Raw genomic sequence first — 22,138 nt, 5'->3', positions numbered from 1 at the left:
TTCCATCTACCTCATATCTTTAAAAGACTATACAAATAAGCATAAGACTCATACCCTATTGGTTGATTCGAATTTTAGCGATATCTTTATAGTTAAAATTATTACATCCAATTGAATCATTCTCTTCTTTAGCACTATAGTAGTTTCTAATCCCATGGCTTAACTGCTTGAAATAATCAAAATTAAATGCTCCTTCATCAAATGATTCTTCCTTTATATTTCTAAACCAGTACTTTATTTCTGCTTCTGTTGCTTGTTCGTGTGGTACTGATGTAGATTTTTCTGGATACTGTGCTGTACTATGGCATGACAAACACGAAGATTTTTTATTATCTATTGGACCATTAAGCCTACCTAAATATCCTAAAGAACCTTTTATTACATCAGGATTTATCCAACACTCCAATAACCTTTTCCCAATTATGTAATCTGATGTAAAATAATTAGAATCATTACCCCATGCAACTCCTAATAATTTCATATTAAACCATGGATTCTTATTGTTCATCTTATAATCATAAATAAACGTACCTGCAACCCATCCTGTTTCTTCTGACCTCTTATCTTTAACTAAAAAATCAATTTGAAATAACCTCAGTTCCTTAAATACTTTTGGAGTTCCTTTTTCAGATTGATTAATATACCCGGCCCAAGTAATGCTATTTTTAAGAGTTGGAATATTCTCATCCGTTGTTTCTGTAAATACTAATTTTGTGCTTACTGTACCATCTAAGAATTTCCCTTTGGTAATATCAGGATTGTTTATATCTTTCCATACCTGTCCATATGTATATGCTCCTTGCTCATTAATAATAGAAATTGCCCAATTTTGTATCATGGATTTTTGATTGCTATGTAATTCACCGGGCTTAAAGGATCTTTCTCTCGTTAAACCATTAATAAATTCTCTACCATTTACTCCATAATGCATCCATGGTGCATGATGCCAATTAGCAATCTTATTACAATGTAAATCAAAATCACAATCGATATTCCCATCATATATATACTTTAAGATTGTATAGGCTTATTCCTGTGGTTCATCTTTAAATGATATGTATTCCCACGGCCTTTCTTTATTACTTGGTTCAGCAGGATAATCAGTCTTAATTTTAAAAATTTTGCCCTTATAACCCGAAGGTATTTCATCACATGAAGATACTATTGTTCTATCAGCATATGAGATACTACCAATTAGTATCGAAAATGATAAGATTAATAAACTCCAAGCTTGTGCTCTAAACCTTATACAAGGTCTCTGATTTTTGCTAAAATTCAATCTTTGCATAGTATATATCTCTATCCTATAACTTCTTATGGATCATATTTACCATTTTTTGATTAACAATAAACCACTTAAAAGTGAGGAGAAGTACATTTTTGTTATTACTCTATGCAAAACAGTGATACTATTTTTCCAAATCTTAAAAAAAATTTTTGTTGCATGAAAAAAGATTTGAGATATATAAGCTAACATACATGTTAATCGTGATATTTACTGCAATTGGGGTTTCATATGTTTCAAACTTTACAACAATCTAATTCTAATATAACGGAAGAAGGAATCAAGCAAGCATTGGACATAATAAGCACAAAGGAGTATGGTAATAAAGCTTTAGAGATTCTAAATGTCATATCTTATCTTGCGCCTAAAAATATACATACAGAGATGTTTTTAAGTTTAGTATCTAATGAAAGAAAATTAGGAGCTGCTATCAAATTATTAAAGGAGTATTCAGTAGTTAATTCAAGTGGAAAGGAAACTTCACTGAATGTTAACAGCTTAGTTCAAAAAATAATAAGAAAAAGCCTAGAAAAACAGAAAAAAGAAGGAGAGGTATTGAAAAAAGCTCTAATGTTGTTGTGTAAGGATAGTATAAACTCAAGTAACCTGGATCATGCTATATCTACCTGGGATCATGTGAGTGAATATCGAGGAGAATTAGTTCAAGAATTTAGTGATTTACCAAATACTATAGTGAGTACTCTAGATAATGTTGGCAGACATAGAGAATCCTATCTATTTGCAAAAAGACAATGCGATTTACTTAAATATTCTCTAGGGGTAGATCATATCGATACCTTAAAGATGAGAAATAATATGGCTTTAATGCTATCAAATTGTGGTAAATATCAGGAATCTCTTGATATCTTCCAAGAAGTATATAAAAAACTTAAGTAGATAGAAAAACCCGACGATAAATATATTTTAGCTATCCGACACAATATTGCATTCGCCCTTTCTAATTTAGGAAGAAATAAAGAAGCTCTTCTTGTCTATAAGGATGTTTTTGAAAAGAGAAAGGAAATATTAGGAATAAAACACCCATATACTTTGCTTACTCAAGGAGACATGTCAGTCATTCTTGCTAAACAAGAAAGTAAGTACAATGATGCTTTAGATATCTTGAAAGAAGTTTATAAAAAACAGAAAGAAATACTAGGTCCAAATGATCCAAGTACCCTCACTACTCAACACAACATGGGAACAATGCTGCTAGAGCTAGGTAAATATCAAAAATCTTTGGATGTTCTTAATGAAGTTTTTGACAAGAGAAGAAGAGTGTTTGGTTCAGATCATCTTACTACCTTAATAACCTCAAGTCAGATAGCACAAGTACTTTTTAGACAAAATAAATATGATGAGTGCCTAAAAGTTCTTCAAGAAACCCTTAAAAATTTAATAAGTCTTTAGGACAAGACCATCCAGAGGCTTTAAAAGTAAGTAGTGAAATAGCAATGGTACTTCTGATAAAAGGTAAAGATCAAGATAGTCTAGATATCTCTAATACTGCCTATCATAAACAGAGAGAAATATTAGGGTCTGATCACCCAAGTACCTTAGCTACTAAGAGTATTATAGAGATGGCTAAATTACATGATATTACTAGAAGTTCGAGCGATGTTGTAGATAAACTTATCTGTTTGTGGAAGAATGTAAGTACAAATCAAGCATTGCTAAAGGAGTTTAGTTGGCTACCCAGTCAAATTATTGATAGACTAAAGGATGATGTGAAATACGAAGAGGCTATTTCCTTTGGAAGACAAGCTGTAGGCTTATTAAAAAAAGCAATAGGGTTAAAACATTTAAATACTCTATCTGCTTATGGTAAAGTGGCTGTTGTGTTAAGTACAAGTGGTAGGTATCAAGAGGCTATGGAAATTTATCAACAAGTGCATCAGGAGAGTAAAGAAATATTAGGCTCTGATCACCTCAACACCTTAGCTCTTCAGAATAATATGGCTCTAACCTTGCTAGAGCTTGGTAGATATCAGGAGGCTTTAAGCATGTTCAATAATACATTTCAAAAACAAAAAGAAACATTTGGACCAAATCATCCCAATACATTAGCTACTCAGTCCAATATAGCTAGAACGTTAGATAGGCAAGGTAGATATGAGAGCTCTGTTAACATTTATCAGGAAGTTTTCAATAGGGAGAAAGAAATATTAGAGACAGATCACCCAAACATCTTAACTCTTCAACATAATATGGCTGCGGTATTGTCTAGACAAAAAAAACATCAAGAAGCTTTAAAAATTTTTAAAGATGTTTTTGAAAAGAGAAAAAAAATATTAGGAAAAGATCATCCAGAGACCTTAACCACTCAGAATAATATAGGGAGAGTGCTTTGTGAAAAAGGTGACGATCAAGAAGCTTTAAACGTTTTAGAGGGCGTTTATTATAAGAGAAAAGAGGTATTAGGTCCAAGTAATCTATATACTTTGATAACTCAAAATCTTATAGCTCAAGTATTACTCAAACAATGTAAGTATCAAGAGGCTTTGAACGTTTATCAGGAGATCTATCCTAAGCAGAAGGAAGTATTAGGATCAAATCATCCAGAAGTTCTTGCTACTAAGAATAATATGGATATAGCTCAAGTTCTAGTTAAGGAAAAGGTTATTCAGAATAAACACCAGATGCTGTTACACTTAGCAACAAGAGAGGGTAACTTAAATAAGGTTAAATCTTTGATTCAAAATGGAGCTAAAGTTAATATTAAAGATAATGATGGTAGTAATCCTTTACATTGGGCTGCTCATAATGGTGACAGTAGTATTGTAAAACTGCTTTTAGAAAATGGAGCTGATCCTACTCAAGTTACTAATAAAGGTAACACACCATTACACATTGCTACTTCCAAAGGTCATAGGGAAATTATTAAAGTTTTGTTACAACATGTAGGCCGTGATAAATTAAATGACTTTATTAATGCTAAAACCACTTCCGGTGGTACCACATCGCTACATGTTGCAGCTAAAAATGGTTTCTTGGAGATCGTAAAATCTTTATTAAAAAATGGTGCAACCTATAACATTGAAAATAAGAAAGATAAGACGCCTATTAATTTTTCCAAAGATCAGGGTGTTATTGACTTGCTGAAACTGATTGAAGAGTTATTTGAAGACGCAAAGAAAGGTAATGTTGAAATCATTAGTAAACTAAAAGCAGTAAAACCTGATGAGTTTGTAGCTGCAACAAATGCTCGTAATAATCAAGGAAATACGTTATTGCAAGTTGCTATAGCTAATAAACATAAGAATATTGCGAGTAAATTGTTAGAAATGTTGAAAAAACCAGATCAGAATTTACAAGATGTCAATATAGAGGATGGAATCAAAAGTTTAAAGCTTTAAATAATAACGTATAAATGTCTATATAGGAAATAAGTCAGTATCATATTAAAGCTAACTATGAATGAGAAAAATAGCATCTTATTAACCATAAGTTTAAATCAAGGAGAAAGTTAGTAGGGTTCAGGTAGATAAAACATAGGTTAACTATTTAAAGCCTTTGCTGAATAAATTCTCTTTATTAGAGTTGATGACTTTTAAAGTATATCTATTGTTTTTGATTTAAAGGAAGATAAGCAATTATGGAATGTTCTATGTCTTCTGCTTACTCAAATTCCTTACTTAGCGAAGATTGTAGAGTGCAAGCACTATATACGCTAATCCAATAACTTCACTAAGTACTACTATGATATGCATTTTCATGATGTATGATGCAACGTCGCTTATAATATACATCACTGAGCACTACTAGCTAGGGTTCTCTAATTGCGTACAAGTCAACAATAATTTTCACATAGATCAAAATAGCATATTTCCTCCATAATCCTTGATATAAATTAAAAATAGCATGCTTCCATGGTTCTCTCCTCGGTCTGATATGGCTAGTTTAATTTTAGCCAAGCCGCACTATACTTGTTAGGGCGGAAGTGTATGGCAACATGTTGTTTACGAAGTCTACGCTTCAACCATAGCTCTTGCTTATCCCTTCCATCGGCATTACTATCTTTACTTTCAATAAAATTATTGTCCTATACTCCTTTAGTGTTTATTGATAATAAAATTCTGTTTTATCAACCAACATTCTATGCATAATTACAGCTAGTTTTCTTGCTAATGCAACTACTGCTTTCTTTACACCCTTCTTTTTTGCAACCCCAGCTTTTTAATTTGAATTTTTTCTTGCTAACTGTCAGTATTGTATGCGCAGCTTCATACAACATATTTCTACATTCTACCGGTCCCATCTTTGATATGCTACCATGACGATTAACTTCTCCAGAAGCGTACTGTCTTGGCGTCAATCCCATATAGGCTCCGACTGTATCAGATGTTTCAAACCTATGTGGATTATCAATTGTAGCCTTATACGTCATTGCTACTATAATACCAACTCCTGGAACAGTAGTTAATAATTTGCAATCTTTGTCTTTCTTGCCTTTCTCTGATAATATTTTATCAAGCTTTTTTATTGATTCTTCTATTATTTCCAAACTACAAACTAATGCTTCAATTGAATCCTTACTGACTTTATCTAGATCTTTTATTGCTTCTTGCACTTTTAAAGAAAAGATTACAATCTTTGACTTCTTGCCAAGCTTTATTCCGTATATCTTCAATAGCCCTCTTATTGTTCCCATAATTTGCTCTCTGCAATACATTAACTGCCTTCTACTTCCGAGCGCTACCTTAACTTGACAAGACTCATCTGATTTTACTAATACCTCTTTATACAGCCCAGCTCTCATCATTTGTGCTATACCCCTTGCATCATTTTTATCGTTTTTATTGATTCTCGCAGACAATGCTGCTGCCATATGCCTCGCATCTACACAAATTACTGGTAATCCAAAGCTCCTTAACTCTTTGCACATCGATATTGACAATTGCCCACTTTCTATTCCTATGGATTCGTATTCTCTGCTTTGACTAAGCAGAAACTCAGCTATTGCACTGCTCTCACTTGCAACAACTTCTTCTTTAACAATTTTCCTTTCTCATCAATGATACTAATAAAAGTTTCTTTGAGTGAGATATCTAACCCGCTATAATATTTCATGAGACTACTCCTACTGTAAAAGTTTAAATTATTTTTGAAGAACCAATTCATTGAATTTGTTACTTCGTGCTAAAATAATGGAGTATGTCTCTCCATCATTCAATCGCAATTACAGTATGTTGCTTGTCTTTGTTGCGTTGCTTTTACTAACGATTTTTCTCCCTGGCCTTCATCATCACTACTATCCTGCAGACGGTCGTAGTACTTTTTATCTTTTACTCGTGTAGGGTATACAGATGTCCTTGTAGAACGAAGGTTTACTTGATTATCTACCAAACAAGGATTTTACTGTCGTTTTTTCTTGCAAAGAGAAATAGATAATGTTACTTATATAAGTTACTTCGTTCATTTTAATTGATGAAAACATTACACCAAGTTACAGTTTACAACAAGGAAAATTTGTATCTGAGTGGTTTATATGAAACAAAACAGGAAAAAAGACCTTCCAATTTATCAAACGGTAAAGGTAAGAGGGACAGCAGTAAAAATAGCTCTACGATGTTGAATCATACGTCTAGTAGTCACAATTCTAGTAATACACCTAATAGTATTAAGGATTTTAATATTTCAGCCAGTACACCTGAGGCTAATATTACTGTGGACATTTCTCCTACTAATAGTGTTACATCTCCTGAAGTCGGTCGTAATAGTTCAATAATATTGGATAATAACAATTTTGGTAATTTTGATAATACTATTCGGGAAGAAGAAAATGATGATCGTTTAAATAATGAATTAACTAGTGGTATATGTGTTCAAGAACACGAAAAAATTGGTAGTTTTGTTCAGAAAATTTCAAGAGGAAGTTCAGTTTCACCAAATACTGAAGAATACTCTTCTATAGGTGAGGAAAGTTTTGTTACTGCTAAAGATCAAAGTTATTTGAGTGAGGATAATACCAAGTTATCTCACAATCAACAGGTTATTTGCTTTCATAATCAACATAGCGGTAGTGAAGAGGGTTCAACAGATACTTTAGTAGACTTTGGTAATACAGAAGAAAGCAGCACTGTTGAAATAAACAATACAAGCACATTAGACAAGTTAGAACAAGAAGAAAAATCCCCTTTAAGCACTAAAAAACTCGATAATGCGATTCACGAAACTTCTCAGTTAGAACAGAACCCCATTAGTACAAAGAAAGAATTAAATAAAAGAACTCAGGCAACCAAAAGCAAAAAGGCTCACCTTGCAGAACGTGGAAATTTAAATTATAAATTTACTTTTTTTATATTGTCTGGAATATGTGCTGTTGGTGCGGGTTTAACAATACCTTACTTAGCAATATGTATACCACTTGCCGTAGCTGCATTTATTTCCCTTGCAACAGGATGTTACTATTCATATAAAGCAAATACAGCACTTAAAAATGTTGAAGTTGATCAAGTCTTAAAAGATCCTGAATGTATAGTTTCTCAAAATAGTGTTTAGAGTCTTAAATTTGTACCCGTTCAGCTTTTAGCAAGTTCAAAGGTGTGACCCATAAGCTTAAGTTAAGAGGAGGGGGTGTAGAAGAAAAGAAAATATACATTCTCCATGTAATATGTAGAGTATCTTAGTGAAAGAATTATTCTTAAGTTAGCTTGACTTTATACTAAATATTCAACATAGTGTATTAATTTAGACTAGGAGGTACAGTATGGTTTCTAATCAATTTGTTGAGAAAAACTCAGAACTTGAATTAAGCTCTGAGCATCATGCTTCGAAAACAACTGATTTACTACTACAGGACAGTCAAGATGATTACTATAATTTCATCAAGCTAGGCTTAACTTATTTAAATACCTTGGTAGACGATAGAAAATACTTAGAGTCTCTAGTATACGAATGGTTTATTGATACACCCAACTTAGAGTTAATAGCTAGTCAAAAAAAGTTAAACAAAGAGTTACTAGATAGTATTATAAAAGATTTAATTCAGTACGACTATGATCACTTTTCAAATCTTAAGCAGTATTTGGTAGACAACAAGAATAGTGAAGACCTAAAGACTGTTTTGAACCTTAAAAGAAGCAGGTTAGGAACAACACTACTACATATCTTTGTAGGACAAGAGAATATGCATGATCTTCTGGAAGCAGGAGCTGACCCAAACATAAAGGATAACAAAGGTAAAACACCTTTGCATGATACTGCCCTGTATGATTGTCGATATGAAGATGTCGATTGTCTATTGGGTCTACACGCTAATCCTAATATACAGGATAGAGAAGGTAAAACACCACTGCACTACTATGCTGCTTATTGTACTAGTAAAAGTAGGGAAATCATGGATTTACTTGTAAAAAATGGGGCTGATCTGAGTATAAAGGATAATGATGGCAAAACCCCCCTGCAAATCGCAAGTGATAACAATAATATTATAGAGTGTCTATTAACTGACAATCAAAAAAAGTTGTATAACAAGCTATTAAAGCTGGTTAATATTGAATCGCTTGATTCAGATTGGGACTCACCTAATCCCGAACAACTTCAAAATCTAAGTAATTTTTTGCGGGATAATAAAGATGACGAAGATTTCAAGACAGTTTTAAAGGTTAAAGTTAATTCTGGTATTTCGGCACTTATTCAAAATTATACATTTGATAAAGTAAAAAAATTGCTTTTAGGTGCAGGAGTACCTAGTTTAACGAAAGGTGAGCAAGATAATTTTGAAGGGATAAGGAAGAATTTAGTAGAAAGATGGGATAGCCTTTTATCAGACATTGTTCCAACTGATCAAATAGCCAAGATAGATTGGTTTTTGATGCAAGTATCAAAAGCTGAAAGCCTAGCTAAATTACAAAAAGTTGTGAATGAAGCTATCATATCTGGAATAAGACTGAATTTTGCTAAAGATCAAAAGAATTATTCCACAGATCATGTAATAAAAAGAATTAGACAGCTAGAAAAAAGCCCTGAAGTTGCTAGTGATATAATATGTGCATTAATTTCGAAAGGAGGAAAGTTAAAGAATTTGAGCAGTTTTGAAGTCATTAATAAAATAGAGTCAGGCTTTAAGGGTCATAAAGCGAATATGATCAGAGCATACAACAATTATATTAATTATGCTAAAGAATTTTTTACAATCGCGGAAAATGCTACTAATGGTGAATTGAATGATGCAAGGATAGATAATTCCACTTTTTACTTAGAATATTCGGAAGATAGCACAATATATGTTGCAAAGATTACAGATGGAGCAAGGGATTTAGGACTCACTCAAGGAGAAATAGAATGGGGAAGAGATATAATCAAGATCGGTAAAAGTGAGGTAGAAATTATAACTCAAGGAAGAATAAGAAATTATACAGATCTTGCAGAAGATAGTGACATAGCATTAACTTTTTACACTAGCCAAGGGGAGTTAGAAGTTAGGTTATACCCTGATGAGCAAAATAAAGAACAAATAAAGGTAGAAATAAAAGATCAAGGTCTGCTGGAAAGTTTAAAGAACTGTAAAGAAGAACTAGGAAGGAATTGCTTGCTAGGGGGGTTATCAGTCAATAAGGCAATAGAACAAGGATATTTTTTCAGATCTGTAAAGCTTAGTCAACCTTCTGAAACGCTTAGCGTCAACTCCTCATTAGGTGATGTATCTTTATCTTCTCCTATACAAGAAAGTATACAAAAGGTAAGATGGTCAGTTACATAATTTTACAATGGAAAGTCATGGTAATATTAAGTTAACATTTTGAGTAATTTTCTCAATAAATCATCTTATTTAAAGGTTTACCTGATGCTTATTTGTTTTTAAGCATAACATTTTTATGTTGTATTCAAATAAGAATGAACAATGACAGGCTGTGCTAGATCTTCCACTTTCTCCAGTTTGGTATTTAGCTTGAACGAATTATACAGTGCGAAACCTATACACGCTAATCCAACAATCCCTCCAATTACGGCTATTACATGTATTTTCATAATATAGGATAGAACACTACCCACCAATAACACTATCCCAGCACTACTAGCCAGGATTACTCGTTTTTGCTGTATTGTTTTTGTTGATGGATTTTCTTCTTTGCCTGCAGCATCACTATTAAAACATTTTCGAAAAGGAAAGATATCAGAAATATTGCGCTCTTGCACAGCATTTTCTATTGAGAAGTTTTGGACTTTTTTGCTGTTTTCAAATGTCAGGTGAAAATTTTCGTTATCTTCATTGTCTAATAATACTGGATCTAATGGTATCAACCTTTTTGCTGACATCGCTTTTTCTTTAGCACGCTCTATCGTTGTTGGATTAAAATTACCTATACGTTCGTCGTCTAATAATACCAGATCTAATAGTATTAGTCTTTGTGTTGACACCATTTTTTCTTTAGGAAGAGGAACCTCGGTTTCAGCTCTCTCATTATTTTCAAATGTCAGTTGAAAATCTTCTTTATCTTTATTAATATCCTTATATGACTCAGTGTCAGTTTCTTTAGCTTTATAAAAATTTATTATCTCCTCTTGCCCTTCTATATCAAAACACTTATCCATCACTTCTTTAACCTTCCTTGATACACTACAAGCCATCGATTCTTCCATAGTATTGTCTGTTGAAGCATTTTTGCCTTCTTCGTTACTTCCACATGATCTGGTATCGGTTGATATCTCTGCATTAGCACCAACTTGAATTGTTATATTTTGATTCAGCACTTTCTTATTATTTTTATCATAAAGATCTTTTACTCTTACTACACCATCTTCAACAGCACTATGGGTACGTATTGGTTCTCCATTACTCCCTAGATATTCTGAGATTATTTTCTTATCATTAACTTCCTCAAAAAGACTATTTTCTTTGGCTTCTTCTAAAAGATTCTTTACAGCTTGGTTGTTCTTACAAAATTTAGCATAATGTAGTAGTGTAAATACGTCTTTTCTACCTTCATATTTGTAAACTACTCTTGTCAGCAGAATCTTTTTTGTGTTGTAATCAGATTTCTTCAATTTTTCACTAATACTTTTACCCTCTTCTATCTTTTTTAATAGCTTAAAAAGCTTTTCTTTATCTTGATTTGTTAACTTGTCATCATTATTTGTCAACTCATAAGTTATATCTGCTCTATTAGCGTTTTTTATTATTCTCATACTATTATACTCCTACTGTTGTCTTTATAAATCAGTTATGTTAGGAAAGTATTAATTGTACAATTTTTAAGGCGCTAATTTATAAAATCTTTCAAATTGCTCACTCCACAGCATCGGTATCTCCCTCAAGTCAGCTAGCTTCAAACCCCTTGGCTGCCCTCCATTTACTATATCTTCTTTAATCTTTGGTGCTAAATAATTCAGCCTTAAAATTTGTTGTATTCGTCTTGTACCTATATTAATTTTGGCACTTAACTCCTTCACACTTCCATATTTTCCCTCTTCTAGTTGCCGTTTCCACAGATGAGCTCTTACCACTGCTTTCAGTAACGCATTGTTTGTTTTTGCTTCTGGCTCTATTACTGTGCATTTCTTTCCTTTCTTTTTTATTGGTATAAATTCCACCTTATCCTCCAAATTCACCTCTATCCCCTCTCCTATTACCATCACTCCCTTTATTAACTTTTTCACTATTTCTTTCTGCTTTCCAAAACTCCACTCTTCCGCTTTTTCTTCCCATTTTTCATATAGCTGCTCTGCTTTTTTCATTACTTCTTTTTCTATTTCTCCTGCTACTATAGTTCGATTTACCGATTCACAATTTTTCCCTCCTAGATGATTGTTACATACATAGTATCGATATCTCTTATTCTCCTTTTTTGCATATGTCAGTGTCATATTTACACCGCAGCTCTTGCACTTAATTATTCCCTTTAGCAACGCTTCCTCATATTTTGCTTTTCTATATGGCTGATTCCTTATTAATTCTTGTGCTTTTTGCCATTTTTCTTCCTCTATTATTGCTTCATGCTTTCCTTCATACTCTTTCTCATAATGCCTAATTTTCCCCATATATATTGGATTTGTTATTATTCTTCTCACCGTCGCTTTTTTAAAGATATCTGATTTTGTTCTGTAACCTTGACTATTTAGTTCTCTTGCCAACTCTACCATTGACTTCAGCTCCAAATATCTTTGAAATATGTGCTTCACTGTCTTTGCTTCTTTCTCATTGATTATTAATTCCTTATCTTTTACATCATACCCAAGTGGCAAAGTTCCACCCATCCATAGACCTTGTTCTTTTGATGTTGCTATTTTATTTTTTACCCTTTCTACTATCATTTCTCTTTCTAGTTGTGCTGCTCCTGATAACACTGTTTGTACAAACTTCCCCATTGGCGTATTATTGTCAAATATCTGCGTTACTGCTATAAAATTTACTCTATGCCTTCTAAAAAATGACGTTACTTCGATGCTGTCTTTTGTTTCCCTTGATAACCTGTCTAGCGTATATACTACCACACAGTCCACTTCTCCTGTCTTTACATCTTCAAATAATTCCTTTATCGCTGGTCTTTCTAAATTTTTTCCTGAATATCCACCATCATCGTACCTTTTGGCCAGTGTTACCCAGCCCTCTCTGCTCTTTATGTATTTTTCACATGCTACTCGTTGCGCATCAAGGCTATTAAACTTTTGCTCTAGACCGTCTTCATTTGATTTTCTCGTATATATTGCACATCTCACCTCTTTTAGCATTCTCTCTCCTCAATTTCCACTTTTATCACGCATCCCGAATAATAAAGGTCCGTTGTAACTCATTCCCATTATTTTTCCTGCCACTGCTGACAATGATGTATAAAACTCTTCTTTGTAGATTAAACCCTTATCTGTTACCATCACTGCATGAGTCTCTTCCCCTCTCTCTAGTATTAATTCTGTCCCTTCTACTGGTAATTTATCGCTACTTATTCTTTTTCCCTTCTCTAGCCGATCTGCCAGATACTCTAGTCTTTTTGTCCCCTTTCTTGACATTTCTCCATAAGCTTCCTCCTGCATTCTATAAGCTAATCTCGGTATCAGATATTTCTTTGAATGTTTAGGTGCCTCTTCTCCATATACCTTCTTCCATATTTTTCTCAGCTCATCCAAAGGTTTTCTCTCTAAATTCATCACTTTCTTTTCTATTTCTTTCTCCATATCTTTAGCCTCTCATAAATAGCTTTTCAATTCTGTCTGTTTCTTTCTTCAATATCTTGGTTATCTCTTTGCTATAATCCATCGCTGTCATTCCAAATTTATCTTCTTGCTCTATTTCAGCCCCTGCTTTTACTAACTCCTCCACTATTTCTTTTTTACCTACCATACATGCAAGGTGCAGCGGCGTGCATTTATTTCCATATTCTTCCGCATTTACATTCGCTCCTGATTTTATCAATTCTCTCATGGTTTCTAGGCGTTTCTCCGTTACTGCTAGGTGCAGTGCTGTATGTCCTCCTACATCTGCTGCATTCACATCTACTCCTTTTTCAACTAATAACCTCACTGTTTTTGCGTCTACTGCATAATGTAGAACTGTTCTTCCATTCTCGTCTCTTGCATAAATATTTTTATATGAGTTCTCTAATAATTCTTTTGCTGACTTCTCTTTCTCTTTTTTACTCATAATTTACCTCACCTTTTCTTTAAATTTTAAGCCTTCCTTCTCACCACCTCATCTATCATTTCATTCACTTGGCTCATTATCTTGCTCGCTAAATTTTTACACTCTTCCCTTATTAGCCCCTTATCTCTCTTTCTTATTTCTTCTATCTCTATTATTTTTAACTCAGGTAAATAGCTCCTATCCAACATATCTGCTATTTCTCCCACTAGACCCTCTATTCCATAGCACGTCAGTTTTCTACTTTTTGTTATTCCACCTTGCTTTCCCAGAAATTTCCTCGCCTTTTCATTCTCTCCATTATCCCATAGGCCATACCTTTCACTCTCCCATATATAATACATTGGTGTTGCACCATATTTATCCAGTTGATTAACTGCAGCTCCCGCTTTTACTAGCTCTTTTATTATTGCAATACCTGCCCCTAGCCTACATGCAGAGTGCAGTGGCGTACATCCGTTGATATATTTAGTGGCATTTATTTCTCCTCCTCCCCTTATCAGCACTTTTACATTTTCTAAACTTCTCGCAAATACTGCGCAGTACAGTGGTGTATAACCCTTTTTATCTCTTGCATTGATGTCCGCTCCTTTTGTTATTAATAACTTCACTGTTTTGCAATCGGAGATTTCTGCTGCTTGATGCAAGATCGTCTCTCCTTCTTCATTTCTTTTATTAATGTTTTTAAACCTGTTACTTGATACTTCTTTAAAAAACTTACTCTTGCTAAAACTCATTTCATACCTCACAAAATTAGCTTTTCTAGCGCCAGATAAATTTCTTATGTTTACCTGCTGCTATTCAAGTCATGTCCTTTTTAGCATAAGAAAGCAAGTCCTTTTCTTTTTATTTCATATATTTTAACCTATTATTAATATAATATATGAGGATCTAAATATAAGTATTTAACTTATTACACATATTGCTTGACTATTTTTCCAACTTCTGTGCAAATGTCGATGTTCGTGCCACTTCAGTACTCCCGGGTAAAATACTAAAATGTGCTTTTCTAACTCGTGTATTGAGTCTTTTTGCTCTGAATCTGAGTCATTTTTATAGTAAACGTTGTGTTCTGCTAAAACATATTTTCTGACCTTCTGATCTGTATAATTTTCTACTTTATAGTTGTGAGTAACGCTAAATCTTTCTAAAATTGGCTTGTGTTTTAAATTCCAATATTGCCCTGAAAGTTTATCGCTTCCCAATACAAATTTATTTCCTCTTTCTTCTACGCTACTAACTGGAAAGCACGTATTTATGCCTCCTAAATCCCAACTATCTGATAATACTATCTGCGCTTTTGCAAATTTAATCGATGGTAATAAACTCTGTGGTAGTGGATATAGTGCTTTTAAATTGTACCACTGATGATTTCTTTCATAAATGCCTTTATAATCCCTTGTGTGAGTCTCTGTTTCTCCAAGGATTGCTACATCTAGGCGATATATATCATTGCTTAAAGCTCGTTCATAATGATCGCGTAGATAGTTTTCTACAATCCTAATAACTGGACCATGAGACCTGAAAAAATTTACTCTTCCAAACGATAACACTGGTCCATCTTTTTCTATTTTTACCCCTGAATAATCCGATAACAAACTGCCAAAAAAACTCTCATCCAATATGAACCTGCCAATATTGTAGTGATCGTTAAAAATCCTCATTAGCCGCGATCTTGCTGGTAACGATAGTTTTGCAAGTTCTACTACTGCATCCACAAAAAAGTTATTTGGAACATCCCTTATCCCTATCTGCAGTTCAAAAAAATGTTTTCCAGGTGGCTCCTCAATGATTGTAATATCTTCTATATTTGCCCACTTTAGTGCCATTTTAAGTGATTCAGGTGTTTCTCGCAGTCTTTGAAATTTTACTCCTTCTACTATCGCCCTTCTTTTATCTTTTACCCAGCGCAATATCTCTTCTAAACCATATTCTTCTATTATCCATGGTAATGTTTCTTCTTTCAGGCTGAACTTAAACCCTCTGATACAGCTTGGATCAACCTTATAATCTATTGCATTAACCAGTGCTTGCTCTTGCTTTGTTGCGTTTGGCGGTAATAAACTTTTCATTTGTCTTTTCTTTCAAGTTGCTTTAATTTCCTTTATTTAGGTAGCTTATGAGTAAGCAAGAGATCATTTCAGAACTGATCAAAAATAAAGATGTTCTTAATATCGAAAACACTTTCCATAATATTTGACCATATTATCCATACTTTAAAAAACAAATTACAACTTCTGGAAGAAAATCAATACTTTCCTCTCCCTAACATTGGTCATTTTTATCCAGTAAACCTTAAACCACTTATTGCACGCAATCCCCTCACTAGTACGATTCCACAAAACAAAAAAATACGTTTTAAATCCTATCTAACTTGACGTAGCTAAGCACTGCACACTCATTCCCCAGAACCACAACATCCTCTCTTGGCTCGATTAATTCTACGTTTTCTACACCCTCTACAAACAAATTTGCTATTATCCAAGATCTTGTAACATTCCATCCCAGCCTTCTACTTGCTTCAAACTTCTTAATGAACTGTTCCTTAATTTCCTCCTTTGATATTACAGAACTTATGCTCATTCTGCTGTGAATATCTATTTCCGTAATATTGCAACCAATTACTGTTATCGTATCTGTTAACACCCTTATATCATCCCTGGTGACTCGCTTTCTTACAATATCAAGTAGTTCTTCAGACGCTATGCCATTTGTGGATAACTCCGTGGATAAAATCGAGATCTCTACACTTCCTGGCACTTTTGATTCAACCAGCGCATCCTTTACTCTACTATCTGCTGAGAGTGCTTGAAACCGATAATGCTCTTTACTCCCTCCTGTGCTTGAGCCAACTATTCTTGCCTTGATTCTTTTTCTGAAGCGTTCATCTTCTTCTCCATCTTGCCTCTCTGCTCCATAAAACTCAGCTAAATTATCAAGATCTTCTCCCATTGCAAATTTTAGTAAATTGCTCTTTACTGATTCATTTATTCTTTGTCTTAGTAACAATTCCCTCCATGCTGCTACTTCTAATACCTTCATCGCTGGGTCACTTTCAATTAGTGCTGTAAAACTTTTATCTCGACTTATTAATTCTTCTTTCATCCGAGCAAAAATCTCTTCGAAGTTCAGTGGTTCAGGCTGCTGCATTTTTAAACAACTACTCCACTAATACCTATGAATTTGCCTTCTGGAAGATAAAGACCTTCGAGTACAAGAGTCATTTTTCCTTCTTTAACTTCAGCAATCTTTACTTTTTCCAATTTAAACCTCTTTTCCCATTTTTCCAGTGCCTCTGCTGTCGCTGCGTAAATTTCTAGTGTTAAATCCCTACTGATTGGCTTATCTACTAATTCAAATAGCCTAGACCCATAATCCCTCATCATAATTCGCGATCCTATCGGTGTGGTCAGTATATCAATTATCGATTGCTTTAAGTGCTCTATTCCTTCTAACGTTTTTCCTGTTTTAGCATCCATTCCTCTCATTTTTCGACTATTTTAATTTTTTTATTTTGAAAACACACTTTGATTTTTACTTACTATTTGAAAACTACAAGATGCCACATCACCTGTTCTCGCTACACCAATACCATTCACAAATACGCTGTTTGACCCTTGCGTTAGTGTCTCCCCTATAGTCAAGATATCACCCCTACGACACACAGATCTACTATTTACAAACACATCTTCGCTCCCGCTCATACAAATATGAACCGGTATTCCACTGCAATAATCTCCTCCACAAACAACAGCTTTACCCATATATCAGTTTAAGTCGATTCTTTTTCCTTTGAGTTTTATTCCCTTTTTTGTCATTTCTATGCTCGATTTCCCAGCCTTCAGTGTTATTTTGTCTACTACTTCAATCTCTAAATGATGCTTCTCTTTATCATATAGTAATCTTGTCCCATCTTGAATTTTTATACTATTTATTTCTTTTTTATTCTCTGGTGCAGGGTATCTTTCCTGATAAATTCCTCCTAATACCACTCCTAATGATAGTTCACCAAGAGGAGAAAATACCATAACTTGTTCATCGATATCTGGTGGAGACCAATCTCTATCTTTTCCTGCTTTACTCGTTATCCACGGCAACCAATCTGTTAAAAATTCTCCTATTTTCACTCTTACTTTTGCTTTTTCATAATCTATTTCTTTTACAACTCCTATACGAACAATGTTGGCCAATTTCCTCTGTAATTCTGAAATCGCGAAACTATGGTCTAACATTTTCGCCAACACTTATTGTATGTGGTATGATACCAGTTCCTGACCATATTGATTTTCCTAAATGTACCTCATGCACCCATTCAACCATCCACACGAGATATGCATCTAATTCTGGCCTAAATCCTTCAATTTCCGCAGAGAGAAATTCAGCCGGAGAAATATTTTCCACGTTCCAAGTATTTTTATTTACTACTCTTGCTACTTCTGCTGCTAATTCTCTCACAACTACCGAGGAATCCTCGACTGTTCCATCAACTACAATTCTTGCTTCAAATCTTGCTCTTAGCGCTAATTCTTCTGTTCCTGGATCGTGTCCTTTTTCAAAGCCACTAAGTTCCACAAATACCGCTGGTGCTAACTGTTCTTTTCTTATCGTCGGGTATACTTCGCAAGTTTGAATTGCTGATATTTCTTTCTTCAATATCCTGCAAATTGCTTTCTGCAACTCAGTTAAAATCATACTTTTAGTTCTAATTCACGCTCAAAATATTTCTCAAATATCCCTTCTGTTTCATAATTAACTAGCCCCTTTATTATTTTTGATGCTTTTGGCTCCAGTCCTAATTTTACCTCTTGTATTGGCAAAGCTTTTCTTCCTTCACGCTTAAAAATACCGCTATTTCCTTTTGGCATAACTGCCGCAAATCCTCCTATAAATTGGTGCTTTCCTACTTTCGATCCTCTTCTTGTTTTTTGTATTTTGCCAATTGTCGATGCTCTAATGTCATAGAGATTTGCTCTAATTAACACGTCTAATCTGCTAGTTTTCGCCTTAAAAATTCTTAATCTCTTTCTTATCAAACTTAATTTTATCTTCTTTTCCTTACTAATTTCCTTAGCTGCTTTTGCTTTTAACCATAGTGCTGTTTTGTTTAATGCCCTCTCCGTCGCTTTTTCCACTTTTTTCCTTTCAGCATCTATACTTTGCATAACCTTCTCAATGCTACCGCTAACCTCAACGTTGATACGCATTCACACCCCCGACGCTTGAATTTTCCATACCATTCCTGAATTGTCTTGCAGCGGTGGAGAATGTACTTTATATTTACGATCATCAATAACAAAAATATCTCCCACCATTGGCTGCAGTACATCAAACGCACTTACTTCCAACACTAAAGTTTCTCCTACAAATTGCCCTTCACCAATCTCGTATAATTTATCTGGCTCTTGCTTTAATACTTGTACCATGTACGCCTTATTTTTCGACTCATACAAAGCTAACTCTCCTAAATGGGCAAAACAATCTTTAAATAATCTCTTTATATTTTTCTGCATACCATTTTTTCTAAAAGTCTTTACATATTATTTTAAACATATTGCATATCTTATATTTTTATGGTATATTTTTAAGGTCATAAATAGAGTTTTCTATGTGGGGACCCTACTATGTTGTTACTATTTTCGCTAAAACGGCCGGACGATGGCACATTGGCAGAGGATTTGACTGCGTATGTAAATCGGTCCCTCTATCAAATCTTCTTGGCTCTTGTTTTGCATAAAGCGGTTGTCCTAGTGTGTTTACCGTTTCATTAAAATCTGCTGGTGCAAAATATGTTGTAAATGTGCTCGCTGTTCCTACTGGAAAACAGTGCCCTGTATCTCTTTCTATAAACCTTCTTACGGTTCCTTCAGGATCAGTTGCTTGCCCTCTATATTCCTCAAACGTGATTCCACAAAACGTAAATCCTGATCTCATATCATTCCTTAGCGCTGCTCCTTCTTGCCATCTTTCATATGCTTCTTTTACTTTAGCATGAGAAGTGAGTGCATCAAAAAACTCAGGACTTACCAAGGCATGAATCCCGGTCATATATTCACCACTTAGATTATCTTCTATGTGCCGCAATACTTCCAGACACTTGCGTTTTACATCTGTTGTTGCAGTTCCTAGCGCAAAATTTACTACTTTCGGTGTAATTTCAAATTCGTTGTACAGATTTAATAACTCACTGCCATCTGCGTCCAGAATAATCCCTTTCAATGCTCCCATTCGCAAATGTTCTAACGTTATTGCGTGCTTGTTTCTCATCAATTCCAGATGATCTGTTACTACACTCGCCAGTGCTGTAAGTTCGCTTTCTGACCCAAATGCCCTTATTCCCTGTACTTCCTCTGGTAACACTACATAATCATGTGGAATATGTGGAATTGTAAATGTTCTTACCTTTCTTTTTCCTCTTTTTCCTACTGTTGCTGGTGCTCCTGGAACTTGTGTTGGCAATAGACTTAAAACTCCGTTGTGTTCTTCTATGGTAATATGTCTAAATCTTACTGACCTACTTGGAAATAAATTTAAATTTTCAACACGTCCATAATTTATCGGCAATATATTTATCGCATTTGTTAGTGCCGTCATGCTAAATGCTGGATTTGTAAATGGATTTTGCATTTTTTCTTTTCCCCCTTTGTGTTTTTTATTGTTTAATATAGCTTTAGGCCGCTTTACGGATAATGATTCCTCGTCCTTCAAGTTGCTTTATTGCTTCAGCTTTCTGTTCTTCAGTGATATTTGCTGGCCATACAACTGCATGATCCGCAAGAAGGGCAATACGAGTAATTATTATTGCTTTAGTATCTCCATCTTTGTTATTTACATCGCTTGTTATCACACCTATCGCTATTTGTGTGCCATCTGTTCCAGCTGGATTAAGTACCCTAATAAAACCATCGTCCGTCTTTTTGGCAACTACTGCACCAAGTTTGATATTTTGACCTTTAGCTACCGTTATTTGGTCTCTTGAATATAGACTTGATGCCTCATACTTTAATAAGTCACCTAGATTATTTTGTTCGATTATACTACTCATAAATTTCTCTCCTTAACTACTTACCGCCGCTTTTATCAATGCTATATACGGCGGTTATAAAAATACTTTAACTCCTACGACTTCTTGCTACCTGTATCATTAAATCTTCTCCTGAATTCTGTGGTATTGCACTCAGTATTTCTGTCTTCTTCGTTCGCTCTGCTAGCAGTTCCATTAAAACTTCCCTGGCTTGCTCAACACTTACGCTTTGCTCAATAAATTCTCCTATCTTTTCTGGCATCTTCGATAAATTACATAAACGTATTAATTCAAGAACTTCAGTACGATACTTGGTTAAATTATCAGTTTCTAGGTCAGTTGTAGTTTGTTCATTCATAGTAATACTCCTGTTTTTATTAATAGATGAAAGAATTGTAATTCCATCTGCAAGACCTATTTCTATTGCTCTCTCGCCAAAATATAGCCCTGCCTCCGTTGATCGAATCTTTTCAATTGAAAGACCTCTGTTCCTCGCTATTAGCTGCACAAACATTTCATATAGTCGGTCTACTTCTTTTTGTAAGCTTTCCAGACTTTCAGACGTCATTGGCTCATGTGGATTTAAATCATTTTTTCTACTTCCTGCAAATACTGTGGTATATTTTATTCCACATTTTTCATTAAATCCACTTTGATCTATATGACTTGCAATTACCCCTATGCTTCCTACTCCTGAGGTTCTGCTCACAAATACCTTTTCAGCGCTAGAGGCTATAGCGTACGCAGCAGAATATGCATCATCATTTGCTATCGCTATTATCCTCTTTTTTGCTCTTGATTCATAAATAAAGTCAGCTAGGTCAAATATACCGTTTACCTCTCCTCCGGGGCTATCTATTTCCAGTATAATTGTCTCTATGCTACTATCTGCTAATGCTTGTGTAATTTGTTCTTCTATTTGCTCATATGATGTCATTCCGTGCATTTCATCAAATGCACCAGGTTTTTTAGTTAAAATGCCATGTATCGGTATTATTCCTCTTTCACTATTTCTTACTGCATGTTTTATATTTTTAAAGATAGGCTGCTTTCCTGTTTGTAGTGACAGTAACTCAAAACTCCTTGGTTCTACCATTACACATCTGTTTAGCCATTGTTGTTTCATATCACCTCTTGATTTGCAGTAACCTCAGAATCAAAACTTAAGCCCAGTTCGCTTGCACGCCTTTGATCTTCTGCTATTTCTTGGTCAATTTCTTCAACATCGTAACCCATTTCTGATACTACTTCCGAT

25 protein-coding genes are annotated in these 22,138 nt (G+C 34.3%); 5 read left to right on the top strand and 20 right to left on the bottom strand.

What is annotated here, in order from left to right:
* Positions 1–55 precede the first annotated feature (55 nt).
* Both OPR28_RS00125 and OPR28_RS00120 read right to left on the bottom strand, forming a co-directional pair.
* A complete protein-coding gene (locus OPR28_RS00125; RefSeq protein ID WP_265023234.1) occupies positions 56–931 on the bottom strand; it encodes a hypothetical protein in 876 nt (291 codons plus the stop codon).
* Between the two features lie 96 nt (positions 932–1,027).
* On the bottom strand, positions 1,028–1,288 hold the full coding sequence (locus OPR28_RS00120; protein ID WP_265023233.1) for a hypothetical protein: 261 nt from the start codon (positions 1,286–1,288) through the stop codon (positions 1,028–1,030).
* A gap of 228 nt (positions 1,289–1,516) precedes the next feature.
* Between OPR28_RS00120 and OPR28_RS00115 the strand changes: the two genes are divergently transcribed.
* The 3 genes from OPR28_RS00115 to OPR28_RS00105 are packed head-to-tail and all read left to right on the top strand — an operon-like array spanning position 1,517 to position 4,641.
* A complete protein-coding gene (locus OPR28_RS00115; RefSeq protein WP_265023232.1) occupies positions 1,517–2,182 on the top strand; it encodes a tetratricopeptide repeat protein in 666 nt (221 codons plus the stop codon).
* A complete protein-coding gene (locus OPR28_RS00110; RefSeq protein WP_320157047.1) occupies positions 2,183–2,695 on the top strand; it encodes a tetratricopeptide repeat protein in 513 nt (170 codons plus the stop codon).
* 44 nt (positions 2,696–2,739) lie between these two features.
* Positions 2,740–4,641 (top strand): tetratricopeptide repeat protein, encoded by a 1,902-nt coding sequence (locus tag OPR28_RS00105; RefSeq protein WP_265023231.1) that lies wholly within the window; start codon positions 2,740–2,742, stop codon positions 4,639–4,641.
* A 740-nt stretch (positions 4,642–5,381) separates the two neighbouring features.
* On the opposite strand, the gene OPR28_RS00100 is transcribed toward OPR28_RS00105, so the two are convergent.
* Entirely contained in the window at positions 5,382–6,197 is an 816-nt protein-coding gene (locus OPR28_RS00100; RefSeq protein ID WP_265023741.1) for an IS110 family RNA-guided transposase, read from the bottom strand.
* Positions 6,198–6,454: 257 nt separating this feature from the next.
* Positions 6,455–6,631 carry a hypothetical protein gene (locus OPR28_RS00095; protein WP_265023230.1) on the bottom strand — a complete coding sequence of 59 codons (177 nt, stop codon included), beginning with the start codon at positions 6,629–6,631 and terminating at the stop codon, positions 6,455–6,457.
* A 123-nt stretch (positions 6,632–6,754) separates the two neighbouring features.
* Between OPR28_RS00095 and OPR28_RS00090 the strand changes: the two genes are divergently transcribed.
* Both OPR28_RS00090 and OPR28_RS00085 read left to right on the top strand, forming a co-directional pair.
* Entirely contained in the window at positions 6,755–7,786 is a 1,032-nt protein-coding gene (locus OPR28_RS00090; protein ID WP_265023229.1) for a TomO hydrophobic C-terminal domain-containing protein, read from the top strand.
* A 208-nt stretch (positions 7,787–7,994) separates the two neighbouring features.
* On the top strand, positions 7,995–9,989 hold the full coding sequence (locus tag OPR28_RS00085; protein ID WP_265023228.1) for an ankyrin repeat domain-containing protein: 1,995 nt from the start codon (positions 7,995–7,997) through the stop codon (positions 9,987–9,989).
* A gap of 113 nt (positions 9,990–10,102) precedes the next feature.
* On the opposite strand, the gene OPR28_RS00080 is transcribed toward OPR28_RS00085, so the two are convergent.
* The 16 genes from OPR28_RS00080 to OPR28_RS00005 all read right to left on the bottom strand — a co-directional run bounded on the left by OPR28_RS00080 (position 10,103) and on the right by OPR28_RS00005 (position 22,009).
* A complete protein-coding gene (locus tag OPR28_RS00080; protein WP_265023227.1) occupies positions 10,103–11,416 on the bottom strand; it encodes a hypothetical protein in 1,314 nt (437 codons plus the stop codon).
* A 66-nt stretch (positions 11,417–11,482) separates the two neighbouring features.
* On the bottom strand, positions 11,483–12,958 hold the full coding sequence (locus tag OPR28_RS00075) for a recombinase family protein (protein ID WP_265023226.1): 1,476 nt from the start codon (positions 12,956–12,958) through the stop codon (positions 11,483–11,485).
* A gap of 9 nt (positions 12,959–12,967) precedes the next feature.
* A complete protein-coding gene (locus OPR28_RS00070) occupies positions 12,968–13,399 on the bottom strand; it encodes a DUF2924 domain-containing protein (RefSeq protein ID WP_265023225.1) in 432 nt (143 codons plus the stop codon).
* A 4-nt stretch (positions 13,400–13,403) separates the two neighbouring features.
* Positions 13,404–13,865, bottom strand: coding sequence for an ankyrin repeat domain-containing protein (locus OPR28_RS00065; protein ID WP_265023224.1), 462 nt, complete (start codon positions 13,863–13,865; stop codon positions 13,404–13,406).
* Between the two features lie 26 nt (positions 13,866–13,891).
* Entirely contained in the window at positions 13,892–14,599 is a 708-nt protein-coding gene (locus OPR28_RS00060) for an ankyrin repeat domain-containing protein (RefSeq protein WP_265023223.1), read from the bottom strand.
* A gap of 168 nt (positions 14,600–14,767) precedes the next feature.
* Positions 14,768–15,934: a phage tail protein gene (locus tag OPR28_RS00055; protein ID WP_265023222.1), complete on the bottom strand. Its 1,167-nt coding sequence runs from the start codon at positions 15,932–15,934 to the stop codon at positions 14,768–14,770.
* A gap of 286 nt (positions 15,935–16,220) precedes the next feature.
* The gene (locus tag OPR28_RS00050) at positions 16,221–17,012 is read right to left on the bottom strand and encodes a baseplate assembly protein (RefSeq protein ID WP_265023221.1); all 792 of its coding nucleotides are present in this window, start codon (positions 17,010–17,012) and stop codon (positions 16,221–16,223) included.
* Positions 17,013–17,014: 2 nt separating this feature from the next.
* Entirely contained in the window at positions 17,015–17,350 is a 336-nt protein-coding gene (locus OPR28_RS00045; protein ID WP_265023220.1) for a GPW/gp25 family protein, read from the bottom strand.
* 21 nt (positions 17,351–17,371) lie between these two features.
* The gene (locus tag OPR28_RS00040) at positions 17,372–17,626 is read right to left on the bottom strand and encodes a PAAR domain-containing protein (RefSeq protein ID WP_265023219.1); all 255 of its coding nucleotides are present in this window, start codon (positions 17,624–17,626) and stop codon (positions 17,372–17,374) included.
* Positions 17,627–17,629: 3 nt separating this feature from the next.
* Entirely contained in the window at positions 17,630–18,094 is a 465-nt protein-coding gene (locus OPR28_RS00035; RefSeq protein WP_265023218.1) for a phage baseplate assembly protein V, read from the bottom strand.
* On the bottom strand, positions 18,081–18,554 hold the full coding sequence (locus tag OPR28_RS00030) for a hypothetical protein (protein WP_265023217.1): 474 nt from the start codon (positions 18,552–18,554) through the stop codon (positions 18,081–18,083). Before OPR28_RS00030 ends, OPR28_RS00035 begins: the two co-directional genes overlap by 14 nt.
* Positions 18,551–19,066: a phage tail protein gene (locus OPR28_RS00025; RefSeq protein WP_265023216.1), complete on the bottom strand. Its 516-nt coding sequence runs from the start codon at positions 19,064–19,066 to the stop codon at positions 18,551–18,553. The genes OPR28_RS00030 and OPR28_RS00025 overlap by 4 nt, the downstream gene beginning before the upstream one ends.
* Positions 19,067–19,372 (bottom strand): head-tail joining protein, encoded by a 306-nt coding sequence (locus OPR28_RS00020; protein ID WP_265023215.1) that lies wholly within the window; start codon positions 19,370–19,372, stop codon positions 19,067–19,069.
* Positions 19,373–19,481: 109 nt separating this feature from the next.
* Positions 19,482–20,486, bottom strand: coding sequence for a major capsid protein (locus OPR28_RS00015; protein ID WP_265023214.1), 1,005 nt, complete (start codon positions 20,484–20,486; stop codon positions 19,482–19,484).
* A 43-nt stretch (positions 20,487–20,529) separates the two neighbouring features.
* On the bottom strand, positions 20,530–20,904 hold the full coding sequence (locus OPR28_RS00010; protein ID WP_265023213.1) for a head decoration protein: 375 nt from the start codon (positions 20,902–20,904) through the stop codon (positions 20,530–20,532).
* 67 nt (positions 20,905–20,971) lie between these two features.
* On the bottom strand, positions 20,972–22,009 hold the full coding sequence (locus OPR28_RS00005) for a S49 family peptidase (protein ID WP_265023212.1): 1,038 nt from the start codon (positions 22,007–22,009) through the stop codon (positions 20,972–20,974).
* Positions 22,010–22,138: the final 129 nt, after the last annotated feature.

Origin of the sequence: Wolbachia endosymbiont (group A) of Epistrophe grossularia (assembly GCF_947251435.1) — a bacterium.
In the GTDB taxonomy this organism is placed as follows: Bacteria; Pseudomonadota; Alphaproteobacteria; order Rickettsiales; family Anaplasmataceae; genus Wolbachia; species Wolbachia pipientis.
This window is presented reverse-complemented; position numbering and strand designations above follow the sequence as displayed.